Source organism: Gracilimonas sp. B-17, assembly GCF_056857935.1.
Genome location: NZ_JBSXOA010000012.1, coordinates 179767 through 203664, shown reverse-complemented (window position 1 = coordinate 203664; position 23898 = coordinate 179767). Strand labels below are relative to the sequence as shown.

Genomic DNA, 23898 nt, shown 5'->3' with positions numbered 1-23898 from the left:
AACCGTTTCACTCAATCAAAGATGAAGTTCCCTCATCCAGCTCCACTTCAATCGTGCTGTGGCTGAAGTTGTAAGGTTTAAGAATATCACGAATTTTCTTTTTGGCTTCCAGAATGTCTGAATAGCTTTCTACATTTTTAAGAATGAGGTGAGCAGTAAACACATGCTTTTCTCCATCCAGCGACCATAAGTGCAGGTGATTGGTATCGGCCACTATATCTTGCTCGAGGAATTTTTCTCGCAGTTCATCAATGCTTATATCATCCGGAGTTCCCTGTAAGAAAATGTGTAGGGTTTCCTTCAATCGTTTTACCACATTCCAAAGTACATAGGCAGTAATAAAGAGAGACAGTGCAGGATCTAAATAATGAATGTCTTTGAAAAGTAATACAATAGACACTACAAGAACGGCGGCCCAACCCAATACATCTTCCAACAGGTGCCAGGAAATAACTCGTTCATTAAGGGTTTTGCCATGACTCACCTTCCATGCAGCGTACCCATTCACTGCCACCCCCACGATGGCAAAAAGAAGCATTCCCTGAGCATCGGTATGTTCCGGCGATAAAATTCTGGCAACCGCTTCATTGATCACAAAGACAGATCCAGCGATCAGTACCAAGCTGTTAATCAAAGCACCAAGCAGCGAGAACCGGGTATAACCAAAGGTGAAGGATGAATTTGCTCCTTCTTTAGATTTATGATCCAAAAACCAGGAGAGTCCTAAGGATAGACTATCTCCCAAATCGTGCAGGGCATCGGAGATAATGGCCACACTGTTTACATACATACCTCCAAAAAATTCAAGAATGGTGAATCCAAAATTGAGAAAAAAGGCGAGTTTGATGTTTCCATGCTCGTGTTCGTGTGAATGATCGTGTGACATGTTGGTTGGGGTTTATTTTTTGTCAATAAGAATTTTTCATGATTTTGTGATTTCCGAAACTCTGCTATCTCTGATTTTCAGTAATAATTGAGATATCAAAGCCAGCACCGGTAATTCTATCAAAGGCCCAACGATTAAAGCCAGTGCTACCAGGGGACTGTCGGGAAAAGCTGTAAGAGCTATCGCCAATGCAATGGGTGAATTTCTTGCAAGTGTGGTAAGGTTTAAGCTGACCGAATCTTCATAATCAAAATGGAGCAGATAACTTGTAAAGCGACTCACCAGGAAATTTATGGCGAAAAATATCATTAGGGGGATCAGCAGAATAAGAACAGTTTTGATGTTTTGAAGAAGGTAATCACCCTGAGATGCAAACATAGCCATGATCGCTAACCCAAGAAATAGTACCTGAGATAGCTAAAAAAAAGGCAGCAGCTTGGTTTCAAGAAATACGGATTGCTTGAACCTGTGGAGCAGATATTTTGTGACTTGCGCTGCAACAAAGGGTACGATCAACACAAGGCCGATACTTTCAAACAGAAATGCCGGGTTCACCGAACCGGATGCACCAAAAAAGAGTAGTAAAAACACGGGTAATAAAATCACCTGTAAAATCAGGTTCAGAGGAAGCACAGAGGCACTAAGCGTCGTATTTCCTTTTGCAATACCGGTAAAAATCAGGTACCAATCCGTACAGGGGGGTTATCATCAACATGACAAAACCTATCCAAAGGCTTAGGTGATCCTGAAGAAACAGGTAGCCCAGTACCCAGGCAAAAAAGGGTGTCCAGAGAAAATTGATGGCCAGGTTTGCTGAAAAGAATTTTAAATTGGAAAAGCTCTTCAGCAGATCGTTGATCGGGATGTTAAGAAATAGCCCAAATAGCATGAGCATTAAAAAAGGGACGATCACATATCCGGCAACCGATGCCACTGTTTCCACCTGCCCAGCCAGCAAACCTGCAATGACTGCCAGCGCTATAATAAGTGACTGATATCTGTTAATCGAATTCATACTAATATACTCCGCTCATTTCCAGAAGTCCTGTCGTGAGAACGCCGAAATTGATCGAAAAGATAAAAGATGGTTTTTCATCGTCTTTTGTCGTTAATTTAGTCTCATAATCTTTTATTTCGAGAGTTTCAAAATTCTTACTGCTCCTCTCATGACAAAACTAAACACAATAGCTCCGATGAGCAGATCCGGCCATCTGCTATTCAATACATAAACAAGAATTCCGGCCAAAATTACACCACCATTTACAATAATATCATTGGAGGTAAAAATTGTGCTTGCCTGCATGTGTGCTTCTTTGCTTTTCGCTTTATTGATAAGCCATAAGGTAAAAACATTTGCAACAAGAGCCGTTGAAGCAATAATGATCATCCAATGAAAGTCGGGCATTTCACCCACTCCAAGAAACCTCCGCAGTACTTCAAGAAATCCCAGTGATGCCAGACCCATCTGAAGATAGCCGCTAATTTTTGCTACTTTCTTTTTTCTTGCTACCGCTGCTCCAACAGCAAAAAGGCTGAGCGCATATACGGATGAATCTGCCAGCATATCTAGTGAGTCTGCAATCAGCCCCATAGAATTGATAATCCATCCGGCTGTCATTTCAATGATAAAGAAGAGAAAGTTGATCCCTAAAACCCACCATAGAATGTTCTTTTGTTGCTGCTCATCAGAAGCGAAAGGCGACATTTGAGCCTCTTTTGTTGAATTCAATTTAGAACCCAAACTCAGGGAGTCAAGGGCTTTCTCAATCTCATTAAGCCTATTTTCGTGATACACTTCTAATGTACGATTCGGGATATCAAAGTTTAGAGATTTAATATCTTCAAACTCTTCCAACCTCATTCGAATCATTTGCTCTTCGGCTGAGCAGTCCATTTGTGGAATATTAAATGTGGATTTTTTCATGGTTGAATATATGGGATTATTTTCATCTTCAACTTAACTGTGACAAAGAATCACCTGTTCCTTACCCCTCAAAAGGCTCACAGGTTTTAATCCTAAACGCTTTTTGAATATCTGTAACGTAAATGATGCCGTCACCGCGTTCCGGTGTTTTGGCATTGGCGCAGATAAGTTGAACAACGTTATCGGATTCTTTGCATTGACATACCAGCTCTAATTTTACGACTGGACTGTCCGTAAAGTGAAAATCCAGCGATGGGGACGCATCTTTCTGTTTGTATGCTCCGGTACCTTCTCCTTTGGAAAGCGTAACACTTTCATGTCCTGCTTCTTGGAGTGCTGCAACTACATTTTCTACTCTGTTTGGTTTTATAAAGGCTTTTATTTCTTTCATAATATTATGTGTTATGCATTAACCCCGGCAAAGCCATAAAAACATGAATATGGCTTTGCCGGAAAGTTTTTGTTAATCATCGTCGGAAGTCTGGCTTTTCTTCATTTCAGAGATCAGGTAATAGGCATTGTTCCAAGCTACTCGTGCTCCATCCGGCAATGGTTCTAACAACTTCACTTCAACCCAACCATCTTCCTCAATGCCGGTCATAATTTCTACCGGAGTGAAAGACCATTCGGTATTTCCGTTTTCCTCTTGTTGTTCTGCGGTGAATAGGTAGGTTTTACCCTCGTCCTCAACAATGGCATTCTCAGGCAAAGCAAAGGCTTTAGTCTCTGAAGTGTGAATCGTGCCGTTGATATACATCCCGGGAATCAGGAAGTTTTCTTTCTGATCAATTTCGCCGTGCACATGCACTGCCCTAGGATTTTGTTCGAATTGTTTGCCTACAGAGTAAATGGTAGCTGTAAGTATTTGATCCGGTACTGACTGTACAGTAAAAGAGATGGATTGGCCCCTTTTAACTTTGTGCACATCTTTTTCAAAGACCATCAAATCGGCATGAACATGTTCGTTATCCACAATTTCAAACATGATTGTTTGGGGATCAACGTACTGACCGATTTGAATCTGAACCTTTTCGATGTACCCATCAATAGGGCTTACTACCGGCACCGACGAATAAATATCGCCGTCTTGTATTTGTTCAACGTCCAGGTTAAGCTGATTCAGCTGAGCCTCATAACCTTTGACCTCCGCCTTAACTGATTCGTATTCGGCTTTAGTTTGTTGGTAAGTTTGGCCGGAGCCTACCTTTTCATCATATAACCTTGCTTGTCGCTTAAATTCATGATCTAAATACAACATGCGCTGATACAACCGTACGTATTCAGTTTGGACTTTGGTTAAATTAGGATGGGAAAGGAAGGCAATAGTCTGATTTTTTGACACCTGATCTCCCTCAATAACTTCTATGGAACCAATATTACCTCCCAAAACCGCAGTTACGCTTGCCTCATGCTGCGGGGGAACTTCCAGCTGACCATTTGCTTCTACGCTCTCTGAGAGAAAGCGCAGGGACAAAGTATCCAGTTTCATTCCAAGGCTGTTGAACTTCAGTTCCGACAGATGAACCATGTTTTCTTCTGCCTCAGCCACACCGGCAAGTTCTGTTGCTTCTTGTTCTTTTTCATCGCTATTGATCTCGCCGCAGGCTGTAAAAACAGATGCAAGGACAGCCAATAAAATTATATATAAATTAGATTTATTCATTTTTTTGTTGATTTAAAATCTGTTATTGAGTTTTGTTGAGGTAGTATTCTAATTGGAAATGGCTATTCAGATAATTGCCAAATGCATTCCATGAGTCGATTTCAATGCGAATGGCATCTCTGATGCTTTGAAAGAAAGCCACATAGTCTATGGCTCCTTCTTCATAAGAGGTGATGGCACCTTGCTGTTGTTCTTTGGCAAGAGGGAGTGCTTCCTGTCGATAATATTCCCACGAGCGCAACCATTTCTGATAATTTTCCCGGATACTGTTATAGGTACTGTTGAATTCTCTCTGAGCCTGGTCTAGGTTTTGACGGGCAATATTTCGTTCAATCCGGGCGGATTGAGTTTTCCCGGCCTTAGACCAGAAGAATACCGGAAGTCTGATCCCGATCTCATAGGAATTAAAGCCACCTTGCCCAGCTATTTCCTGCCAGCCATAACTGGCTTGAAAACTTGGTAAAAACTGACTTCTTTGTTCTTTAATCGATGCTTCCGCCACGTCAATTTTTTGTTGATATAAAGCAATCAGCGGATGGTCGAATGTAGAATCTACCTGTAAAGGTTGAACAAGCTGTTCGGCTGAAACACTTTGAACCGTGTATAACGAGTCCCCCTCAAACCATTTGTTAAAAGCTCGAACAGCAGCCCCATAATCGCGGAAGGCTTGTTCTGTTTGTATGGTAATTTGGTTGGCCTGATTCATGATATTAAGATATCCCAGCCGGGAAATTTCCTCCGTTTCAAATTTTATTTCCGCAGCCCTAGCAATATCCCTGAATTGCTGGTTCAGGCGATTATAGATCTCATATTGTTGTTTAGCGATGAAAACCGTTGACCAGTCCTGCTTTACCCGGAGCCTGAGCTCTAACTCAGACAATTCATAGTTCAGCCTGGCAAGTTCTGTTTGTTCATTCCGATGATTTAGCCTTGGTAAAACACCGAACAGATCAAACTGCTGCTGAATGCCAAATTTTGTAGTAACACCGTCCGAACCGTTGCCGAACTCTTCACCTCCGGTAAAGAGGTTCGTATCGCCAAAGTCCCAGGCTGTTTTTTGAAGAGCCTTCCTGTTGTCAATTCCAAGCCTGGCTGCCTCAAGAGAAGGATAATTTGCTATCGCTTTTTGAACGGCCTGATCCAGCGCAATTTGCGGGAGGGTATCATTCAGCACCTGTTCCTGAGCCTGTACAGAATCGGGAGAAAGCAGCAGGCTTCCACCAATAATCAGCAACACAACGGAGGCCATAGAAGTACTACCCGGCTTGTGTTTTCTCATTTTACGCTTTTCTATGTACGCATAAAGGATGGGCAGCACGACCAACGTAAGCAGCGTGGCGCTAATCAACCCGCCGATTACAACAGTGGCCAGCGGCCGCTGTACTTCAGCACCGGCTGTTGTTGAAAACGCCATCGGAAGAAAACCCATAATAGCCGCCGTAGCGGTCAATAAAATGGGGCGAAGTCGCTCTTTGGTACCTGTCAAAATTCGTTCTTGTAAATCCATAACACCTTCGATTTTTAATGAATTAAACCGGCTGACGAGCACAAGGCCGTTTAGCACAGCCACTCCGAACAATACAATGAAACCAACTCCGGCAGAAATACTGAAGTCCATTCCACGTAAAGCCAGGAAGAAGACACCTCCAATAGAAGCCAGGGGAATAGCCAGATAGATCATTACCGACTGTGAGAACGATTTTAGTGCGAAGTACAGTAGCACAAAGATAAGAAACAGGGCTATAGGCACTACAATAGCCAATCGGTTCTTGGCCCGTTGCAGATTCTCAAATTCACCCCCATAAGTAATGTAATAACCCGGCGGCAGATTCAATTCGGCCTCCAGTTTTTCTTGAATATCCAAAACCACCGATTCCACATCCCGCCCGCGTGTATTCACACCAACATAGCTCCTGCGAAAGGTGTTATCTCGCGAGATCTGCATAGGCCCCGGCTGATAACTGATATCCGCCACTTCTTTAACCGGCACCTGTGCACCGTTTTCCAGATCTACATACAGATTGCGAATATCCTCAATGCCAGTACGATGAGCTTCATCAAAGCGGATCACAAGATCAAATCGTCTTTCGCCTTCGAATACAACTCCAGCAACACCTCCGGCAAAAGCTGAACTTACGTATTGATTGAGCTTCGTGATATCCAGTCCATATTGAGCCACTTTTTGCCGGTCATACCTAACGGTCATTTGAGGTAGTCCAGCCGTACGTTCGGGACTCACATCACCCACCCCTGGAATAGTTTGAATAATTTGAGCCATTTCCTGAACTTTCTCCGCCAATACATCTATGTCGTCTCCGTATAGCTTTACGGCGATATCTTCTCGTACACCTTCCAAAAGTTCGTTAAACCTAAGCTCTACCGGCTGGGTAAAAACGAAATTCACACCTATCATGGTCTGATCGAGTTTACTCTTTATTTTTTCTATCAGCTCCTCTTTAGATTCGGCAGAGATCCAGTTTTCTTTATTCTTGTCCAGAATGATGTACATGTCGGCAATGTCCATGGGCATAGGATCAGTGGGAATATCAGCTACCCCAATTCGAGCTGTTACTGTTTCTATCTCTGGAAATTCTTCCAGCAGTGTCGTCTCAATTTTCTTGGATTGATCGATCGCCTCTGATAATCCACTGCCCGGACGGAATAGGGCTTGCATGGCAATATCTCCCTCATCCAGTTGTGGAATAAATTCACCTCCCATTCTCGAAAAGGTGAACATCGCACCGCCAAAAAGCAGTATGGCAGCTACAATCACAACAGGTTTTCGCTTTAACGACCATTGGATAACCGGATCGTAGCCCTTCTGAATAAAGGATATAAGTTTGTTGCTGATCCGATCGAGGCCTCGCTCGAACCGGGCAAACCATCCCTTTCTATTTTGTGAGGGTTTCATAAACAGTGCCGAGACCATTGGTACATAGGTAAGACATAAAATAATAGCACCTAATACAGCAAACCCAAAGGTGAATGCCATAGGACGGAACATCTTACCTTCTACTCCTTCCAGAAACAGGATAGGGGCAAATACAATAAGGATGATCAACTGTCCAAAGAAGGCAGCATTCATCATGGTGCTGCTTGCCTTGTAGGCAATTTCATTCATCTGTGTTTTACTAAAAGCACGTTTTCCGGATTTCACCCTTTTTTCAATTTCATGAACCGTGCCTTCCACTATAATTACGGCTCCATCAACAATAATACCGAAGTCGATGGCTCCAAGGCTCATTAGATTGGCCCACACCCCGGTGGCCTTCATCATTATAAAAGCAAAAAGAAGGGAAAGCGGAATAAGTGAGGCGGTTATTAACCCTCCGCGTAAACTTCCTAAGAGTATTACCAAAACGAAAACTACAATCAATGCACCTTCCACCAGGTTTGTGGTAACTGTACTGGTGGTTCGTTCAATAAGAGCACTTCGATCAAGGAAAGGCTCAATCTTTAAACCTTCAGGCAGTGACTTTTGAATTTCAGCAATTCTATCCTGAACGTTTTGAATGGTTGCATTCGGGTTTGAGCCTTTCAGCATCATAATAATGCCACCTACTGCTTCCTCACCATCCTGAGTAAAAGCTCCATAACGAATTTGAGTTCCAAAGGTAACCTCTTCTGCTACATCTCTGATTAGGATGGGTAGTCCGTTTTCGTTCTTGACTACAATGTTTTCTATATCTTCAAGGCTGCGTATCAATCCTTCGCCACGAATAAAATTAGCCATCTTGTTTTTCTCGATATAGGCCCCGCCGGTATTTACATTATTCCTGGACATTGCCTCATATACTTCTGAAATACTAACTCCCATTGCATTTAGTTTATCAGGACTTATGGCTACTTCATATTGTTTGATGCCTCCACCGAAGGAGTTGACCTCTATAACCCCCTCCAGGAGCACCATTTGGCGCTTAATAATCCAATCTTGTATTGTGCGCAATTCATCAGGCGTATATTCATCTTCATATGCAGGGTCCACCTGAATGGAGTACTCGTAAATTTGGCCTAATCCACTTGAAATGGGACCCATGGATGGACTTCCAAAATTCTCGGGGATCGTTTCGCCCAGTTCACTGAGTTTTTCCTGTACCAGTTGCCGGGGTAAATAGGTACCCATATCATCTTCGAAAACGATGGTAACCACGGATAACCCGAATCGGGATACCGAACGGATTTCAGTTACTCCTGGCAGGTTACCCATGGCAAGCTCCACGGGATACGTTACAAATTGTTCAATGTCTTCGGTAGATAGATTTTCCGATACCGTAATCACCTGTACCTGATTATTTGTAATATCAGGAACCGAACCTAGATTAATGGTCATCATAGAATATAATCCTACTCCTATTAGAGACAGGATAAACAAGCCGATGATAAACTTGTTCTTAATCGAAAAGGCAATAATTTTGTTGATCATGTTGACAGCTGTGTGAATATAGATTAGTCTTTGATGCCGATCTTTTTCAAATACTTTGGCTGAAACCACAGAATGACCAGAGGTTAAACAGCTCGTTGAAAAAAATGGATGGGGCAGAATTTGTTTCTGCTAAATAGAGAAAGGCAGGTATTAAATCAGAAGTTGCGTGACTTTAATAACCTTAAGAGTTATTGGAGGGGATAAATTGTCTTTTAGATATACAGGTAACGTAATTTGAACAACAGGGTCACCATAGTTCCCAAACAAATAAGGAATGATTGGAAACATAAACTTACAGTCCGGGCACTCATTTCTTAACAGTGCATCATCATAGCAGCACTGATTTTGAAATTGATGGTGCTTTTTTTCAACTGTTTTGTACTCAGAATTAGTCTCTTCTGAATGTTGTAATACAATTTCAAAACAGCCTTTATCTAAGTTGTAGGTAGAGGAAACATCATGAGTACTTGCTAATACAGAAACACTTAAGGGTAGAAAAAAGAAAAACCCTGCCCATGAAAAAAGAAAAGATGCGATTGTCGCAACATTCAGATTACGTAAGTATGCTCTGAAAAAATACAATTCTTTAAGGGGAAATATTGTGATTAAGTAGAATGCTGATGATAAGGATTATTTGTAATGCAACTCAATTGCAAAGATCAGGAAGAACAGGAAGGACAACTCCCGGTTATCACAAAATTGCCGTTGGATGGAGTAAAATTTTCGGGCAGATCGTAGTTAGGAATGCCAAGATGTGGAAAACAAAATGTTTGTTCACAGGAGAAACAATAAAAATGAACGTGCACATCATCCGGGTACGAACAGGTACAGTTTTCAGAACAAAGGGCATATTTAGTTATCCCACTTGCATCGTTTATTTGATGCACCAAACCATGTTCTAAGAATGTTTTTAAGGTACGATAAAGCGTTGTCCGATCTGCATGGGTAAACTTTTCTTCAAGATCTGATAGGCTTATTACCGACTTAGTTTCAGCCATGAAAAGAAGAATCCGCATGCGCATAGCGGTCGGTTGTATATCTCTGCTCTGCAATCTTTTTTCATGAATAGTCATCTTTATTGAAATAATATTCGTTGATTAATGTGTACAAGTAATATTTATACAAAGGGCGAATCGCCGGTATAAATCATATCAATTCTATGATAAACTACCACTAAAATCTTTGAAACTCATATTTGGTAATTTTGACATAAATATATGGGTTCGGGGCAGTTATCTTTCGTTTCCAAAATTCTAAATAAGTGAAAGATTGGCAAGCTATAACACATTGACCATTTCCTGATTTACTGATTCGGATTGCTTTTTAATACTCCGAAATCCCAACAAAAAAAGAAGAGGCAAAATTGCAGAGGGGATCTGTTGAGGAATAAATGACCAGCTTAGGAGAAAGAGCAGAAGAATAGCTGCATATAGTACCAAAAACACTTTATAATTTTCTGAAAGTCGTTTTCTGCCCATAAAAGAAAATATAAAGGCCGACAAAGCCGGGGCAGACCACACTATATTCCAATTCCATTTGGTTGAGGGATACGAAGAAAAAAACCACAAAAAAATGATCAACACTCCAATCAACCCAATTATCCCGAATAACAGACGGTCGAACCAAAACCAGAATGTGTGATTAGTTCTATAGAAAAACCCGGCAAGCAGGCTTGTAATCAGCAAAAACCAAAAGCTTAAAGTGGGGCTTACTCTCGCAGGACTAATGACAGACCGTTTCTGAGGAGCATAAAATCTCTGCTCTGAAACCAAGGCAAGACTTGTATCAGCTTGCTGTATCCGAGCGTGTGAAAATCCCTCTTTTAACAGGTCGGGTAAGAACAGCGTTTCCGACTCGGGTGGGTTGCGGTCGGCGGGAGTACCCAACAGCAAGTTAATCCCAAATTTTACCCAGGAAACGGATTTCACGTAGGGATTAATAAACTGCCGAAAACTATTCTTTGCCGAATTTTGCGGCTCTTGAAAATGGATTGAATCCCCAGCTACTGCCTTGACAGCCTCATAGATCCGGGTGGTACAGTTATCATAGAAGAACTCATAGGAATAATATCGATTTTCGGGCCGGGCGTTATTCTCCAAAAAATCATACAAGCGTTTGGTTTGATTCTCTGTTAGATTTAATCGCTGTTCAGTAATAATGCGGCCGTCATTCAAATATGCTTTTTTTGCATTCTCAAACTTGTTCACCGAAAGAAAATATCGCAGATCGCCGAGGGCAAATTTCCAATAAAACCCTGGAGCGTTGAAATCAAAAGTACCATAATTATATGCGCGATCTACACCTGCTTCCGGGTCGTAAATGCGCAAGGCAGTATGGCCAAACAAAGTGTACAATTCAGCACCGGAAGAAGTCGTAAGGAGACTGACCTGAGCTTCCGGCGAAAGTTTAGGTTGCCCGGCGTCTACAGAAGAAGTTGCTGCAATAAATAGTATCAGGAAAAAGCTTACTGCTTTAGTTATAGTGTGCAACATATTGGCCGAGCTAATTTATCTTTGAATAGGTTAGGATTTGTAAGCTAACAACCTCAACGCATTAAATACCACAACTACTGTTGACCCTTCGTGGCCGATGACTGCCCAACCCATGCTCAGGCCAAAAATCGTAGCTGGCACAAGCAGAGCCACCATACCCAGGCTGATCCACAGGTTCTGCTTGATGATCGATTTGGTTTTGCGGCTCAGTCCGATAGCAAACGGAAGAACGGAAATCTTGTCGGCCATTAAAGCTACATCGGCTGTTTCAAGGGCCACATCTGATCCGGCTGCTCCCATAGCAATGCCCACTGTGCTGTTGGCCATGGCCGGAGCATCGTTGACGCCATCGCCTACCATCGCTACGTCGCCTTCCTCTTCACGAAGCTTTTTGACAGCTTCCACCTTGTCTTCAGGCAGTAAATTACCTTTTGGGTCGTCGATACCGATCTCTTTAGCAACAGCATCGGCCACCCGCTGATTGTCGCCCGTAAGCATGATCAGGTGTGTCAAGCCCATGTCCCGCAGTTTTTGAATAACCTCCTTGGCATCCTCTCGTGGGGTATCCATCAGCCCAAGCATACCAAGATATCGATCACCATGACGAACAATCATAGTCGTTTTCCCTTCTCCTTCCAATTCTTCTACACTTCGTTTAAGGTCTTCAGAGAGTTTAATGCCATCGGCCTCTTCAAATAGCTCCGCATTCCCGATATACACTGTTATATCTTTAATCGTTGCTTTTACTCCCCGCCCTGTAATGGATTCAAGATCTTCGGCTTCGGGAAAATCAGTTTCCCCTAACTTCTCTTTTCCATCACGCACCACGGCATCAGCGAGGGGGTGATCACTTAAACTTTCTACTGCTACAGCTACTTTTAACAACTCGTTTTCCTCCGTATCACCAAAGGTGATCACATCAGTAAGTCTGGGCTCGCCTTCTGTGAGGGTTCCGGTTTTATCAAAAGCTAACGCCTTTAATATTCCAAGGTTTTCAAGGGGGCGACCGCCTTTTATCAGAACTCCACCTCTTGCGGCTCGTCCTACACCGCTAAGCACTGCGCTGGGCGTAGAAATAGCCAGTGCACAGGGACTTGCTGCCACAAGAACCGCCATGGCCCGATAAAAACTTGCTGAAAAAGATTCATCTATAACCAGAAAAGCAAAATTCAATATCACCACTAATACTAACACGGACGGTACAAAATATTTTTCAAATTTGTCGGTGAACTGTTGGGTCGGCGACTTCTGAGCTTCGGCTTCGTTAACCAGCTTGATCAGGCGAGAAAGTGTGGAATCTTTGGAAAGTTTTGTCACCTTTACCTCCAGACTTCCATTTCCATTGATGGTGCCGGCAAACACGCGGTGCTTATCGTCAATAGAATCTGCATCTTCATCGATGGATTCAGGATCGTCATATTCCATCTTGTCTACGGGCACGCTTTCGCCGGTGATGGGTGCCTGGTTGACGCTGCTCTCGCCATTGATAACTACCCCGTCGGCGGAAATTTTACTGTTCGGTTTGATCACAATAACATCTCCAACCTGCAACTCCTCAACAGATACCTCTTCGGTGGTTCCATCTTTTTTTCGCAGAGCGGTTTTTGGCGCAAGGTCAGAAAGCCCTTTGATGGCATCTCGTGCCCGACCCATAGCATAGTGTTCCAGGGAATGTCCAAGGCTGAACAAGAAAAGCAGAAGCGCCCCCTCAGCCCACTCCCCAAGGATTGCAGCTCCAATCGCGGCAACCAGCATCAGGAAATCAATCTCGAAATTTCCGGCTTTTACTTCGGTGTAAGCTTCCTGCACCAGGTAGAATCCACCAAAGAAGTAGGAGCTCACATATAGTGCAAGCGAGACCCAGCCGGGCAACGTGCTCACATAGGAGAGGCCGAATCCTATGCCGAGCAAGCTACCGCATATCAGCGAGAAGATCAGCTCGGTTTTTTCGCCAAAGATGCCACCGTGATCGTGGTCGTGCGAATCTTCTTCTTTATGTGAGTGCTCATGATCTGTCTCCGGTTTTTTCTCTTTACCATTTGTCTCCTCATTATTTTCTTTTACGTCCTGAAGTTCTTCGGAAAACTTCTCAATATCTAACCCAGTCTCTCTAATTATTTTCGTAAGCTTCTCCCTGCTAATATCACCCTTTTTATATTCCAGCCTGATCCAGCCTGTGGCGCTCGCGTAAGCATCTACAACTCCATCCACATCTCTGAGTTGCCGAGTAATTGATCGGGCGTGTCTGGAATGACGAATACCGTTCACTTTCACTAACATGTGCCCAAATATATCATGAAGTTTCGCACCGGTCTGTTGAGCAAGGGTTTTTATTTTTTTAAGTGATATCGTTTCGGGATCAAAGTGAATACAGAGTTTTGGTTCTTTACTTTCATCTGTTTTAATATGTACCCGATCCACTCCATCCCGTCCTTCAAGAGTTCCAATAAGCCGACTTACACATTTATCCTTATGATCAGGGATGTCAGGTAGTATTACAGGTATATCAAGTGTTAGTTTTTCCATAGTTATTAAGTTTAAGTTAAAAAAAGAACTGAATTGGGGATCATCCCAATACAATTCATAAATAGCTGTAACGGTGCATTCTAAAACTTGCTATTCATCGTTTAAAGACTACTGCCACGGTCAAATGGCAGCAATCTCGGGGTATAAAGTGATGTAATTTTAGCCTATCGAATCACTTCATCGTCGATTTCCCCAGTTCGAATTCTTATAGCTTTATCTACTTCGGATATAAAGATTTTGCCATCACCCGAATTGCCCGTTTTTCCTTTTTGGATGATCGTATCAATAATTTCAGCAACCCGTTCATCGGGAACAACGGTTTCCAGTTTTATGCGGTTGGTGAGCCGTGCTTTATCTTCGGCTTTAACGTGCCCCCAACCCCGTACATCCGACAAGGTAACACCTGGTGGTTCAGTTAAGGCTTCAAGTCCATCAATAACGTAATCAATCATGTTGGTACGAATAAATGCTTTAATCTCTTTCATAGTAAGTTGGTTTTAATGAAACCTCCAAGGTTTCAAATACCTTGAAGGTTTGTATCTATTTATAATTACAGTTCAACGTGTTCTACTGGTTCAGCGAACCACTTGTAGATAGTGGGTAATACCACCAGTGTAAGCAGAGTCGATGTTACCAGACCACCAACTACCACGGCTGCCAGAGGACGTTGCACATTCGAGCCGATATCGTTTGCCAGTAGCAACGGAATCAGTCCGAGACCGGTGGTTAAGGCCGTCATGAGTACAGGGCGTAGCCGTAACAAGGCGGCTTTAACAACTGCCTTGTGGGTTTCAAGTCCTTCCTCCCGAAGTTGGTTGATGTAGGAAACCAGCACCACGCCATTGAGTACCGCGATACCAAAGATGGCGATAAAACCCACGGCTGCCGGCACGGACAAGTAGAGACCGGACACCCAAAGCGCTACAATACCACCGATAGTGGCAAAGGGTATATTCAGGAAGATGAGCACAGCGTATTTCCAGCTACTGAAGGTGGAAAACAGCATGAAAAAAATGAGTCCCAGCGTAATGGGAACCACTACATACAACCGCGCCATCGCCCGCTGTTGATTTTCAAACTGTCCGCCGTATTCGGTGAAATATCCTGCCGGTAGTTCGACCTGCTCAGCCACCTTTTGCTGAATTTCACTGACTACGCTTCCCATGTCTCGTCCTCGCACGTTAAGCTGCACATAGGTTCGGCGACTGGCTTTATTTCGGGAGATCTGCTTTGGTCCGGTAAAGACTTCCACATCGGCTATTTGTGACAGCGGAACCAATGCTCCTTTAGCTGTGCGGATAGGCAGATCACGAACCTGATCAATGTGAGCTCGCTGAGATTCCTGGAGGCGAACGAAGATATCGAAGCGGCGGATGCCTTCGAACACTTGCCCGGCTACCGAACCACCGATCCCGGTTTCTACGGTGTTAAGGAAGTCATCCATGCTAATTCCCAGCCGGGCCAACTGCTCACGATCCGGACGAACCAGGATTTGCGGCTTGCCGCCTTGTTGCTGGGCGCGGACATCTACAGCTCCTTCCACACCTTCAGCAATGGCCTGGATTTCACCGGCTTTTTCAGCCAGCACATCCAGGTCATCGCCATATAAACTCACAACCACTTGGGCCCGAACGCCGCTTAGCAGCTCATCAGTACGAAGCTGAATAGGTTGGGAGAAATTGGAAGAAACGCCGGGTAGATCCTTGGATAGTTTTTCTGCCATCGCGGTCTGAAGTTCTTCGTAATCACGTCCCCATTCCCATGCGTCCAACGGTTTCAAATTCACCACGTTGAAGACCACGTTCACCGGCTCAGGATCTCCACCCACTTCGGCGCGACCAACACGCGAATACACACTCTCTACTTCAGGAAAGGTTAGCATCGATTCCTGAAGCCGCTTGGAGTATTCGGTAGTGGTTGGAAGATTGGCCCCCGGTGGTAATACCGAACGAACGGCGTAGGTACCTTCTCGTAAAGTGGGCTGAAACTCGGTTCCTAAAAACGGAAAGATGGCCATGCTTCCGGCAAAGAGAACAAGAGCGGCACCAAATACCATTTTAGGATATTTGGAGGTCTTCTCGATCAACGGTTCACTCCATTTTTTGAGCGTACGTACCAACCAGGGTTCCTTGTCCATGCCTTTTTCGGGAAGGATGAAGCTGGAGATAATAGGAATGTACGTCAGCGCTAAAAAGATGGCTCCGAACAGCGCAAAGGTAATGGTATAAGCCAGCGGTTTGAACATCTTTCCTTCCACACCTTCAAGCGAGAAGAGTGGCAGAAATACAATGATGATAATGCTGGTAGCGAAAAAGACCGGTCGAATGACTTCACGCGCGGCTTCACTCACAATCCGTGTTAGGGACACATTTCCTTCTTTTCGCTCCTCAAGCAGCCTGTACGTGTTTTCCACAATTACCGTGGCGCTGTCACCAATCATCCCGATGCTTATTGCCAGTCCACCAAGACTCATTAGGTTGGCCGATATACCCAGCCATTTCATCCCTATGAAAGCAATCAAAAAGGCGATGGGAACCGTGGAAATAATGATCAACGTGGATCGGATATCTCCCATAAAAAAGTACAGCACGATGAGCACCAGAATGGCTCCGATGTAGAGGGCATTGGTAACTGTACCCACGGCTTTTTCTACGAGTTCACCTTGAGAATAAAAGGTTTCCATGATCATCCCTTCGGGGAGGGCGCTATTAATGGCATCCACTTTATTATCCATTTCGGCCAGCAAGTCCTGTGTGTTGGTTCCGATGAGTTTCAACACAAAACCGCCCACCGATTCTTCCCCGTTGGCAACCAGTGTTCCCCGCTTGATTTCCGAGCCAAATGCCACTTCAGCTACATCTTTCACATACACCGGAGTGCCGTTTTCGTTAGATACAATCACATTCCTGATGTCGTTGATCCCGGCAGAATCGGGTTGAATCCAGCCATAACCGCGCACCAGGTATTCTTCTCCTCCGCGTTCCAGAAAAGAGGCTCCAACTGTACGATTATTTTTATTGAGTGCGCCTTCGAGATCTTCAAGGGTAAGACCGCGGGAAACCAGCGCGTTCATATCAGCTTTGACCTGGAATTGACGAACATCACCGCCAATCGACAGTACGCCGGTTACGCCGGGTACTGTTCGCAGCTGCGGTTTTACGATCCAGTCCTGAGCAGTTCGAATGTCCATGAGGGAGTGATCGTAGCCTTCTTTATTCTTGACCTCATACATCAACACCGTTCCAAGGCCGGTGGTGATAGGGCCAAGTTGGGGTTCACCAAGTCCGTCCGGTATCTCGTTTTTGGCCTGCGACAGTCGTTCGTTGACTAGTCGCCGGGCAAAGTAAATATCGGTTCCTTCCTCAAAGTAAATATTCACTCTGGAAAGCCCGAAAATGGAGGTGCTTTGCACCCGGTCCAGCTTCGGTAAACCATACATGGAGATCTCAATGGGATAACTGATCTGGGTTTCCACATCTACCGGAGAAAGGCCCGGACTGGAAGTAAACACCTGCACGAGTGTGGGTGATACGTCGGGAAAGGAATCTATGGGTACATCCCGAAATGAAAAGTAGCCATAGAGCGCTACCGCGGCTACCAAAATAAAGATGGTTAGCCGGTTCTTTAATACTTTATCAATTATTTGTTCAAGCATAAGTCAAATATTCAGGGTGATAATTTTGTTGATCCGATCTGCATTAGTGGCCATGATCTGCACTCCGGGTTGCGGCGGTAAGAGCTGATTTCAGGTCAAAAGCCCCGGAAACTACGGCTGCTTGTCCAGGTGTTAAACCGGAAAGCACTTCCACGAAACCATCTCGTTCATTTCCAAGGGTTACGGCTACCGGACGAAAACTTCCGGGCTCTTCACCAGGCACAAAAACACGGTCGGTGCCTTCGATTTGCTGAACAGCACCCACCGGAATGAGCGCAGCGGTTTCCTTTGAATTGGTGTAGATGCGAGCGGTACCAAACATACCGGCACGGAGCTGTCCCTCAGGATTATCAAAAAGCGCACGTACGGGCATGGTTCGGGTTTCTTTTTCCAGCTCGTACGAGATCCAGTCGGTCGTTCCCTCAAAGGTGGTTCCAGGAGTGCTTCGTATGGAAAGCTCAACACCCTGTCCGGTTTCCAGATAGCGAATATCTTGCTCATATCCGTCTATCATCACCCAAACCTTAGACAAGTCGGCTACATGAACCGGCGTTTCACTGGGGCTTATAGTCTGTCCGGGAGAAAGGTCTCGCTCCTGAATGGTACCACTCAAGGGACTGCTCAGGTAGAAATAAGAAAGCGGAATCTCACTTCCGGCCTTAATATTTTGGATATCATTATGGGATAATCCGTATAAACGCAACGCTTCAGAGGCGGCATCAAGCTCTGCTTTCGCTTGTTCATATTCCAATTCGGCCTGCAACAGCTCAGCCTGACTGGAGATATCCTGTTCATACAAATTTTGCTCACGCTTAAAGTGGGCTTCCTCCTTCTTCATGGCCGCTCTGAGACGAATGTAATTGGCTTTGATCTTGCCAAGTCCAACGCTGCTCATTTGTGCAATGGGCTCGCCTTCTTCCACGTAATCCCCCAAATCTTTAAGCACTTTAACCACTTTGGCCTCAATACGCGGACCCACTTTTGCAATGCGATCCATATCGTACATCACACTGGCAGGCCGTTGAATTACGGAGCTTGCACTTCCGGCTTTCAGGGTATCTACATTTATATTGAGGGAAGCCATTTGCTCTTCAGAAAGGTGAACTTCACCGGGTCCTTCACTCTCTTCCTCCGAATGTTCACCTTCTTCCTCTGTATGTTGTGTTTCTTCACTACCGTGTTCATCAGCAGTGGCATGGTTTTCTGTTTGAGGAGTGGATTCATTTTGAGAACTACAGCCGCTTATAACGACTCCACTCAAAAGCAACATCCACACCGGAAGTAATACGTTAATGATCTTCATTGTTTTTAGTCTCTGTTTCATGGGGTTCAAATAATTAGTTGGTAGAAATTTCATTCAAAGGCGTGCCGATTAGTCGCTCAACTTGTGCGATGGCACGGTTCAGTTCAGCCAGCGCTTGTACGTAGCGGGTCCGGCTGGTAAATAAAGTTCGCTGGGCATCCAGTACTTCCAGAAAATCAAACTTGCCCTGCCGGTAGCCGGCTTGGGCAGCTTTATAAGCCGTTTGGGCTCCGGGCAAGACTTCAGCTTGAAGTTGTTCGGCCTCATATAAAGCAGCTTGTAACTTGTTATAGCTATTTTGAAGGGCTTTTTGCACCTCAATCCTGGCAGACTCCCGCACCGTTTCCGCACGGTTGAGCTCATAGCGAGCTGCCTTTACATTCCCCTGGTTCCGGTCAAAAAATGGAAGAGGTATGGAGACACCTACTAAAGCAGCTTCGGCTCCAAGATCTTCCATCCAGCGATACCCGCCGCTGATTTTTATATCAGGAATGGCTTTGGATCGCTCATACGAAAGGGAAGCTTCCCGTTGCTGAATCTCGGTAGTCCAGCGAGCTACATCCGGGTTCCGCTCTATAAATTCGGCCACGTATTGGTAGTCTGGAATAGAATCCGGCATCTCTAATTCGCCTGACAGTGCCATAAACGAAACCTGATCACTTCCCCAAAATGAGGCCAGTGTGGTAAAAGCGGATTGCATCGCATTGCGCCTGTTTTCCAGATCTATGCGTGCACGAGAGAGTTCTACCTGTGCTTTGGTCTGCTCCAGTTTTGAAACTTTCCCGGCTTCGACTTGCGCCGACACGCTTTCATAAAATTGTCGGGCAACATCTAATAACTCTTTCTGTTGCTCCCATTGCAGTTGGGCTTCCAAAGCGGACGTATAAGCTTGTGTGAGTCCGGTGAGCGTATTTAAACGCTGGGTTTCGTAATCCCACCCGGCGAGCTCAGTGGTTAAACCGGCCAGTCGTTTCCGTTTCATCCGATCAGCCCCTAAGAGAACTTTTTGGCTGAGCCTTATCGTGGTTTCCCTGGAATCATAGCCTTCAAAAGGACCGGTTCCTCCAAAGTTTTCCATTTCGGCTTCCAGTTCCGGATTGGGCAACAAAGCAGCTTGAATGCGCTCGGCTTCCTTAACCCGAACTTGCCAGGCATAACTTTGCAGACCGGGGTTTTCGAGGAGCGTTTTAGCCAGTGCCGTTCGATAGCTCAGCGTGTCGCCAATGGCAATCGAATTGGCCGAAGAGTTTAAATTTCTGTTTAGAATCTGAGAAGAATAGTCCTCGGATTCATGTTCTATAAGCGTGCTTTCAGATGGTGCTTGAAGTACCGTTCGTTCGCTGGCGCAACCGGCAGCAAGCACGAGCGTGCCGATGAGCAGCATCGTTTTGATATATTTTGACATGTAGTATTCAGCTTTTTAGCTGTTGTAGATTTATGAGAAATGCGCACTGGATACTATGATCCTGTGAATATGAAGGGCATTCTCAATGTGAATTAGGTATAGGAGGGGCTGTATGGCCTAATTCAGAAGTACTACGGTCTGTAGATTGGTGGTGATAGAATTTTCTATAACCGGCGGTAAGAAAATGGTTTGTTGAACCGAACGGGAGACAGGAGTGATTTCGCTTTTTTGAAAAACAGCTCGTTTAAGATCAGCGACTGTTTTTTGCTGGTCAAAGCGATTTAGCTTGTCTTCCTTGGCACAGAGTAAAGAAATAGGAACATCCCGATGGTGGTCATTATCTTGGTGAAAAACCGTTTCCTGTTCGTGATTATGACCATCATTTTCGTGGACTTCGGCTTCACTATTAAAGAAAATTCCAAGCTCTGCCTTTGATTCAACATTTACATCGCCATTATCTTCAAAACAATACACCAATGACTCTGCCAGACTGTGCACACTTAACACGTGCATAGCAAATATGATCAGCAGAAGTCGTGCTGAGATTTTATAAATCTTTGTTTTGTGGATTTTTTTAAGCAAAGCTAAAATTTTGTGAATACTAATAATAGACTATCAGCTACAAAACATCTTACATAATTATGTTTTAAAGATATCAAATTTTGCAGTTAAACTTAAAAACTGAACCTTAGGTAGTTATTGCCCATAAGTTTTAGAAGCTTGTTTATGTTTTATACACGTGAAATTTTAGTTCGCTTTGAAGCAAGGTAAATGCTCAGAGCGGGAAGAACAGTAATTTGAACAATCGGCGATAAGCCAACCTCATAAGAAAAAATAGTTAGCTCTGGCATCGCAGATGTATATTCCCAAAGGCTAAGAAAAATAGCAACCCATTCAAGAAAAATACTTGCTGCAAAGCTTAAGCCGAAAAGCACAATATATCCTTTGCGACCAAGACGAGGTTCCAGATGCACGGACGAAGTCAGCATTGAGGTGGCTCTCCATAGCCCTAATACAATGATGATATCCCCTAAAACAGCTCCCCACATCCAAACTGTAGCCTTGAGAAAAGGCCAGTCCCACATGCCATATAGAAAGCCACATTGAACAAATTCCCAAATAGTATTAAGGATAAAAGCCCAAAAAATAACTTTTTTGGTAGGCTCACTAATCACGTTCAATTATCAGAATCGTTAAGACTATAATTATACGTGGCAGCGACTATTGCCCCTGTTATCCAGCCTATAATAAAGGTCAGAATAATTCCAAGTAGTGATTCCCACAAAGGAATATCCATTCGAATGATTGATGACGTATCAAAACCGTGTAAGAGGGCGTTAAAAAAGGAAATAGTTCCTTGCTGGCCAAGCACGATCATCAACAAGGCACAGCCCAGATAAAGAATCACGCCTGTTGCGCCAACCGCTATTCCTAATTTCTTGATGTTTAGTTTTCCCATAGTATCTCCTCTATTCTATTGGTTTTATGTACTATTCAGTGATCTGAAAATATTAAAGTTAGATTCGCAGTTTTGAACCCATCTTTTGAAAAACTTAGTTTCCATTTTATATCCTTCAATTTTCGAGCTTCAATAACCGTGCATTGATAGCTACAATGACGGTACTTAGCGACATCAGAATGGCTCCCACTGCAGGACTTAATATAATGCCCCAGGCAAACAGGACACCTGCGGCAAGGGGAATGGCTCCGATATTATATCCGGAAGCCCACCACAGGTTTTGAACCATTTTGCGATAAGTAGATTTGGAAAGTTTGATGAGAGCAGTGACATCTTCAGGGTTATCTTTTACCAGTACGATATCACCGGTTTCAACTGCTACATCAGAACCGGCCCCGATAGCAATGCCTACATCAGCCTGTGCAAGTGCGGGCGCATCGTTGACGCCGTCTCCAGTCATGGCCACAAGTTTTCCTTGGCCCTGAACCTCCTTCACCTTATCGGCTTTTTCATCCGGTAGCACTTCAGCAAACACCTGATCAATGCCTAATTCCCCGGCCACGTAATCGGCCGTTTGTTGATTGTCGCCCGTCAGCATGATGCACTCAATCCCCATTTTGTGCAGCGCATCAATCGCATTCTTAGACGACTCTCGGATTTGATCCCCCAAAGCAATCGCTCCGGTCAATTGATCTTCGATGATCACAAAAACCACCGTTTTTCCCTGGGATGATACCTTTTCAACTTCAGCTGTTGGGTATTCCATTTCCTGGTCCCGAATATATCCGGGGCTTACTACTTTCACCGACTTTCCATTTACCTTGCCTTCAATTCCCTTTCCGGTAATGGAATTAAACTCATCCGGCTCCCAGGTTTCGCCGGCTTTTTCGAGGATTCCTTTTGCAAGTGGATGTTCAGAGTTTTTCTCCAGCGAAGCTGCATATTTAAGTATCTCTTCATCGGAGTGATCATCCCCAAAATTCAGAATATTGGTTACCGTAAAGGTTCCTTCGGTTAGCGTACCGGTTTTATCGAAGATAATGGAATCCAAGTTTCTTGCCTGCTCAAAAGCAGACCGATTGCGTATAAGAAATCCATTGGTCGCAGCAATACTGGTTGAGCGGGAAACCACCAATGGAATGGCCAGACCTAACGCGTGTGGACAGGTAATCACCATGACCGCTACGGTTCGGTTCATCGCAAAGTCAAAGCTTTGTCCAGTAAAAAAGATCCAGGCTCCAAAGGTTATCAGGCCGGCTGTAATGGCAACAATGGTCAGCCAAAAAGCAGCCCGATTGGCTAAATCCTGTGTACGAGACTTACTTTCCTGTGCTTCTCTTACCAGGCTAATAACCTGAGATAAAAATGAATCATCCCCGGTTTTAGAAATTTGTATAGTAAGAGAACCTTTTTCATTTACAGAACCGCCAATTACCTCATCATCTTTTTGTTTACTAACCGGCTTGGATTCTCCGGTAAGCATGGCTTCATTCACACTGGACTCACCTTTAACCACAATTCCATCTGCCGGAATTTTTTCTCCCGGCTTGATGAGGACTTTGTCACCCTGTTGTAATTCTTCCACAGGGATGTCTTCCGTTGATCCATCCTCATGTACACGATGGGCTTCACCCGGTATCAAAGCAGCTAACTCTTCCAAAGCTGACGAGGCGCTCATCACAGAACGCATTTCTATCCAATGCCCCAGCAGCATGATTCCGACCAGGGTTGAAAGCTCCCAGTAGAGCAGGTCGCCTTCAAAGCCAAAGACAACAGCCGTGCTATAGAGATAGGCGATAGAAATAGCAAGGCCGATGAGCGTCATCATCCCCGGCTGCTTTTTCTTGAGCTCATCAATCAGACCGGTGAGAAATGGCCATCCGCCAAAGAAGTAAACGACGGTTGATAACGCAGCTAAAATCCAGCTGTCACCGGTGAATCGCCAGTCCACACCCAGAAAATCCTGGATCATAGGTGATAGGGCCATGATCGGAATCGTGAGTGCAAGCACCCACCAAAATCGAAATTTAAAGTCCTGAACCATCATTTTGTGATGCTCGTGATGAGAATGACCTTCATGGTCACCGTGATCCTGATTGTGTTCCTTATCGTGGTTATGGTCTTCGTGATTGTGATGTTCGTGGTTCATATTCTGCTCTGTT

General features: G+C 44.4%; 16 protein-coding genes and 1 pseudogene. All 17 read right to left on the bottom strand.

The genetic code is table 11. The annotated features are described in order from the left end of the window. Nucleotides 1-7: 7 nt before the first annotated feature. The gene (locus AC13FX_RS09460) at nucleotides 8-886 is read right to left on the bottom strand and encodes a cation diffusion facilitator family transporter (protein ID WP_020403975.1); all 879 of its coding nucleotides are present in this window, start codon (nucleotides 884-886) and stop codon (nucleotides 8-10) included. A 36-nt stretch (nucleotides 887-922) separates the two neighbouring features. Further along, a pseudogene (locus AC13FX_RS09455) lies at nucleotides 923-1901 on the bottom strand (arsenic resistance protein). A gap of 114 nt (nucleotides 1902-2015) precedes the next feature. Further along, entirely contained in the window at nucleotides 2016-2810 is a 795-nt protein-coding gene (locus tag AC13FX_RS09450; RefSeq protein ID WP_482880308.1) for a cation efflux transmembrane domain-containing protein, read from the bottom strand. A gap of 61 nt (nucleotides 2811-2871) precedes the next feature. Then, nucleotides 2872-3201: a P-II family nitrogen regulator gene (locus AC13FX_RS09445; RefSeq protein ID WP_234573542.1), complete on the bottom strand. Its 330-nt coding sequence runs from the start codon at nucleotides 3199-3201 to the stop codon at nucleotides 2872-2874. Between the two features lie 72 nt (nucleotides 3202-3273). Further along, nucleotides 3274-4473: an efflux RND transporter periplasmic adaptor subunit gene (locus AC13FX_RS09440; protein WP_103664465.1), complete on the bottom strand. Its 1200-nt coding sequence runs from the start codon at nucleotides 4471-4473 to the stop codon at nucleotides 3274-3276. A gap of 22 nt (nucleotides 4474-4495) precedes the next feature. Beyond that, nucleotides 4496-8896, bottom strand: coding sequence for a CusA/CzcA family heavy metal efflux RND transporter (locus AC13FX_RS09435; protein ID WP_482880307.1), 4401 nt, complete (start codon nucleotides 8894-8896; stop codon nucleotides 4496-4498). Between the two features lie 659 nt (nucleotides 8897-9555). Continuing rightward, complete coding sequence (locus tag AC13FX_RS09430) at nucleotides 9556-9918, bottom strand: Fur family transcriptional regulator (RefSeq protein WP_366871105.1); 363 nt, start codon at nucleotides 9916-9918, stop codon at nucleotides 9556-9558. A 255-nt stretch (nucleotides 9919-10173) separates the two neighbouring features. Continuing rightward, on the bottom strand, nucleotides 10174-11388 hold the full coding sequence (locus tag AC13FX_RS09425; protein WP_103664468.1) for a lipoprotein N-acyltransferase Lnb domain-containing protein: 1215 nt from the start codon (nucleotides 11386-11388) through the stop codon (nucleotides 10174-10176). A 30-nt stretch (nucleotides 11389-11418) separates the two neighbouring features. Beyond that, nucleotides 11419-13914: a heavy metal translocating P-type ATPase gene (locus AC13FX_RS09420; RefSeq protein WP_255135940.1), complete on the bottom strand. Its 2496-nt coding sequence runs from the start codon at nucleotides 13912-13914 to the stop codon at nucleotides 11419-11421. 164 nt (nucleotides 13915-14078) lie between these two features. Then, a complete protein-coding gene (locus AC13FX_RS09415) occupies nucleotides 14079-14399 on the bottom strand; it encodes a P-II family nitrogen regulator (RefSeq protein WP_103664470.1) in 321 nt (106 codons plus the stop codon). Nucleotides 14400-14464: 65 nt separating this feature from the next. Beyond that, nucleotides 14465-17569: an efflux RND transporter permease subunit gene (locus AC13FX_RS09410; RefSeq protein WP_103664471.1), complete on the bottom strand. Its 3105-nt coding sequence runs from the start codon at nucleotides 17567-17569 to the stop codon at nucleotides 14465-14467. Nucleotides 17570-17612: 43 nt separating this feature from the next. After that, entirely contained in the window at nucleotides 17613-18872 is a 1260-nt protein-coding gene (locus AC13FX_RS09405; protein WP_103664472.1) for an efflux RND transporter periplasmic adaptor subunit, read from the bottom strand. Between the two features lie 34 nt (nucleotides 18873-18906). Further along, nucleotides 18907-20256, bottom strand: coding sequence for a TolC family protein (locus tag AC13FX_RS09400; protein WP_482881663.1), 1350 nt, complete (start codon nucleotides 20254-20256; stop codon nucleotides 18907-18909). A gap of 138 nt (nucleotides 20257-20394) precedes the next feature. After that, complete coding sequence (locus AC13FX_RS09395; RefSeq protein WP_103664474.1) at nucleotides 20395-20859, bottom strand: hypothetical protein; 465 nt, start codon at nucleotides 20857-20859, stop codon at nucleotides 20395-20397. Between the two features lie 149 nt (nucleotides 20860-21008). Continuing rightward, nucleotides 21009-21458, bottom strand: coding sequence for a hypothetical protein (locus tag AC13FX_RS09390; RefSeq protein ID WP_103664475.1), 450 nt, complete (start codon nucleotides 21456-21458; stop codon nucleotides 21009-21011). Continuing rightward, the gene (locus AC13FX_RS09385; RefSeq protein ID WP_482880306.1) at nucleotides 21455-21736 is read right to left on the bottom strand and encodes a DUF5676 family membrane protein; all 282 of its coding nucleotides are present in this window, start codon (nucleotides 21734-21736) and stop codon (nucleotides 21455-21457) included. The genes AC13FX_RS09390 and AC13FX_RS09385 overlap by 4 nt, the downstream gene beginning before the upstream one ends. A gap of 115 nt (nucleotides 21737-21851) precedes the next feature. Beyond that, nucleotides 21852-23885: a copper-translocating P-type ATPase gene (locus AC13FX_RS09380; RefSeq protein WP_482880305.1), complete on the bottom strand. Its 2034-nt coding sequence runs from the start codon at nucleotides 23883-23885 to the stop codon at nucleotides 21852-21854. Nucleotides 23886-23898 lie beyond the last annotated feature (13 nt).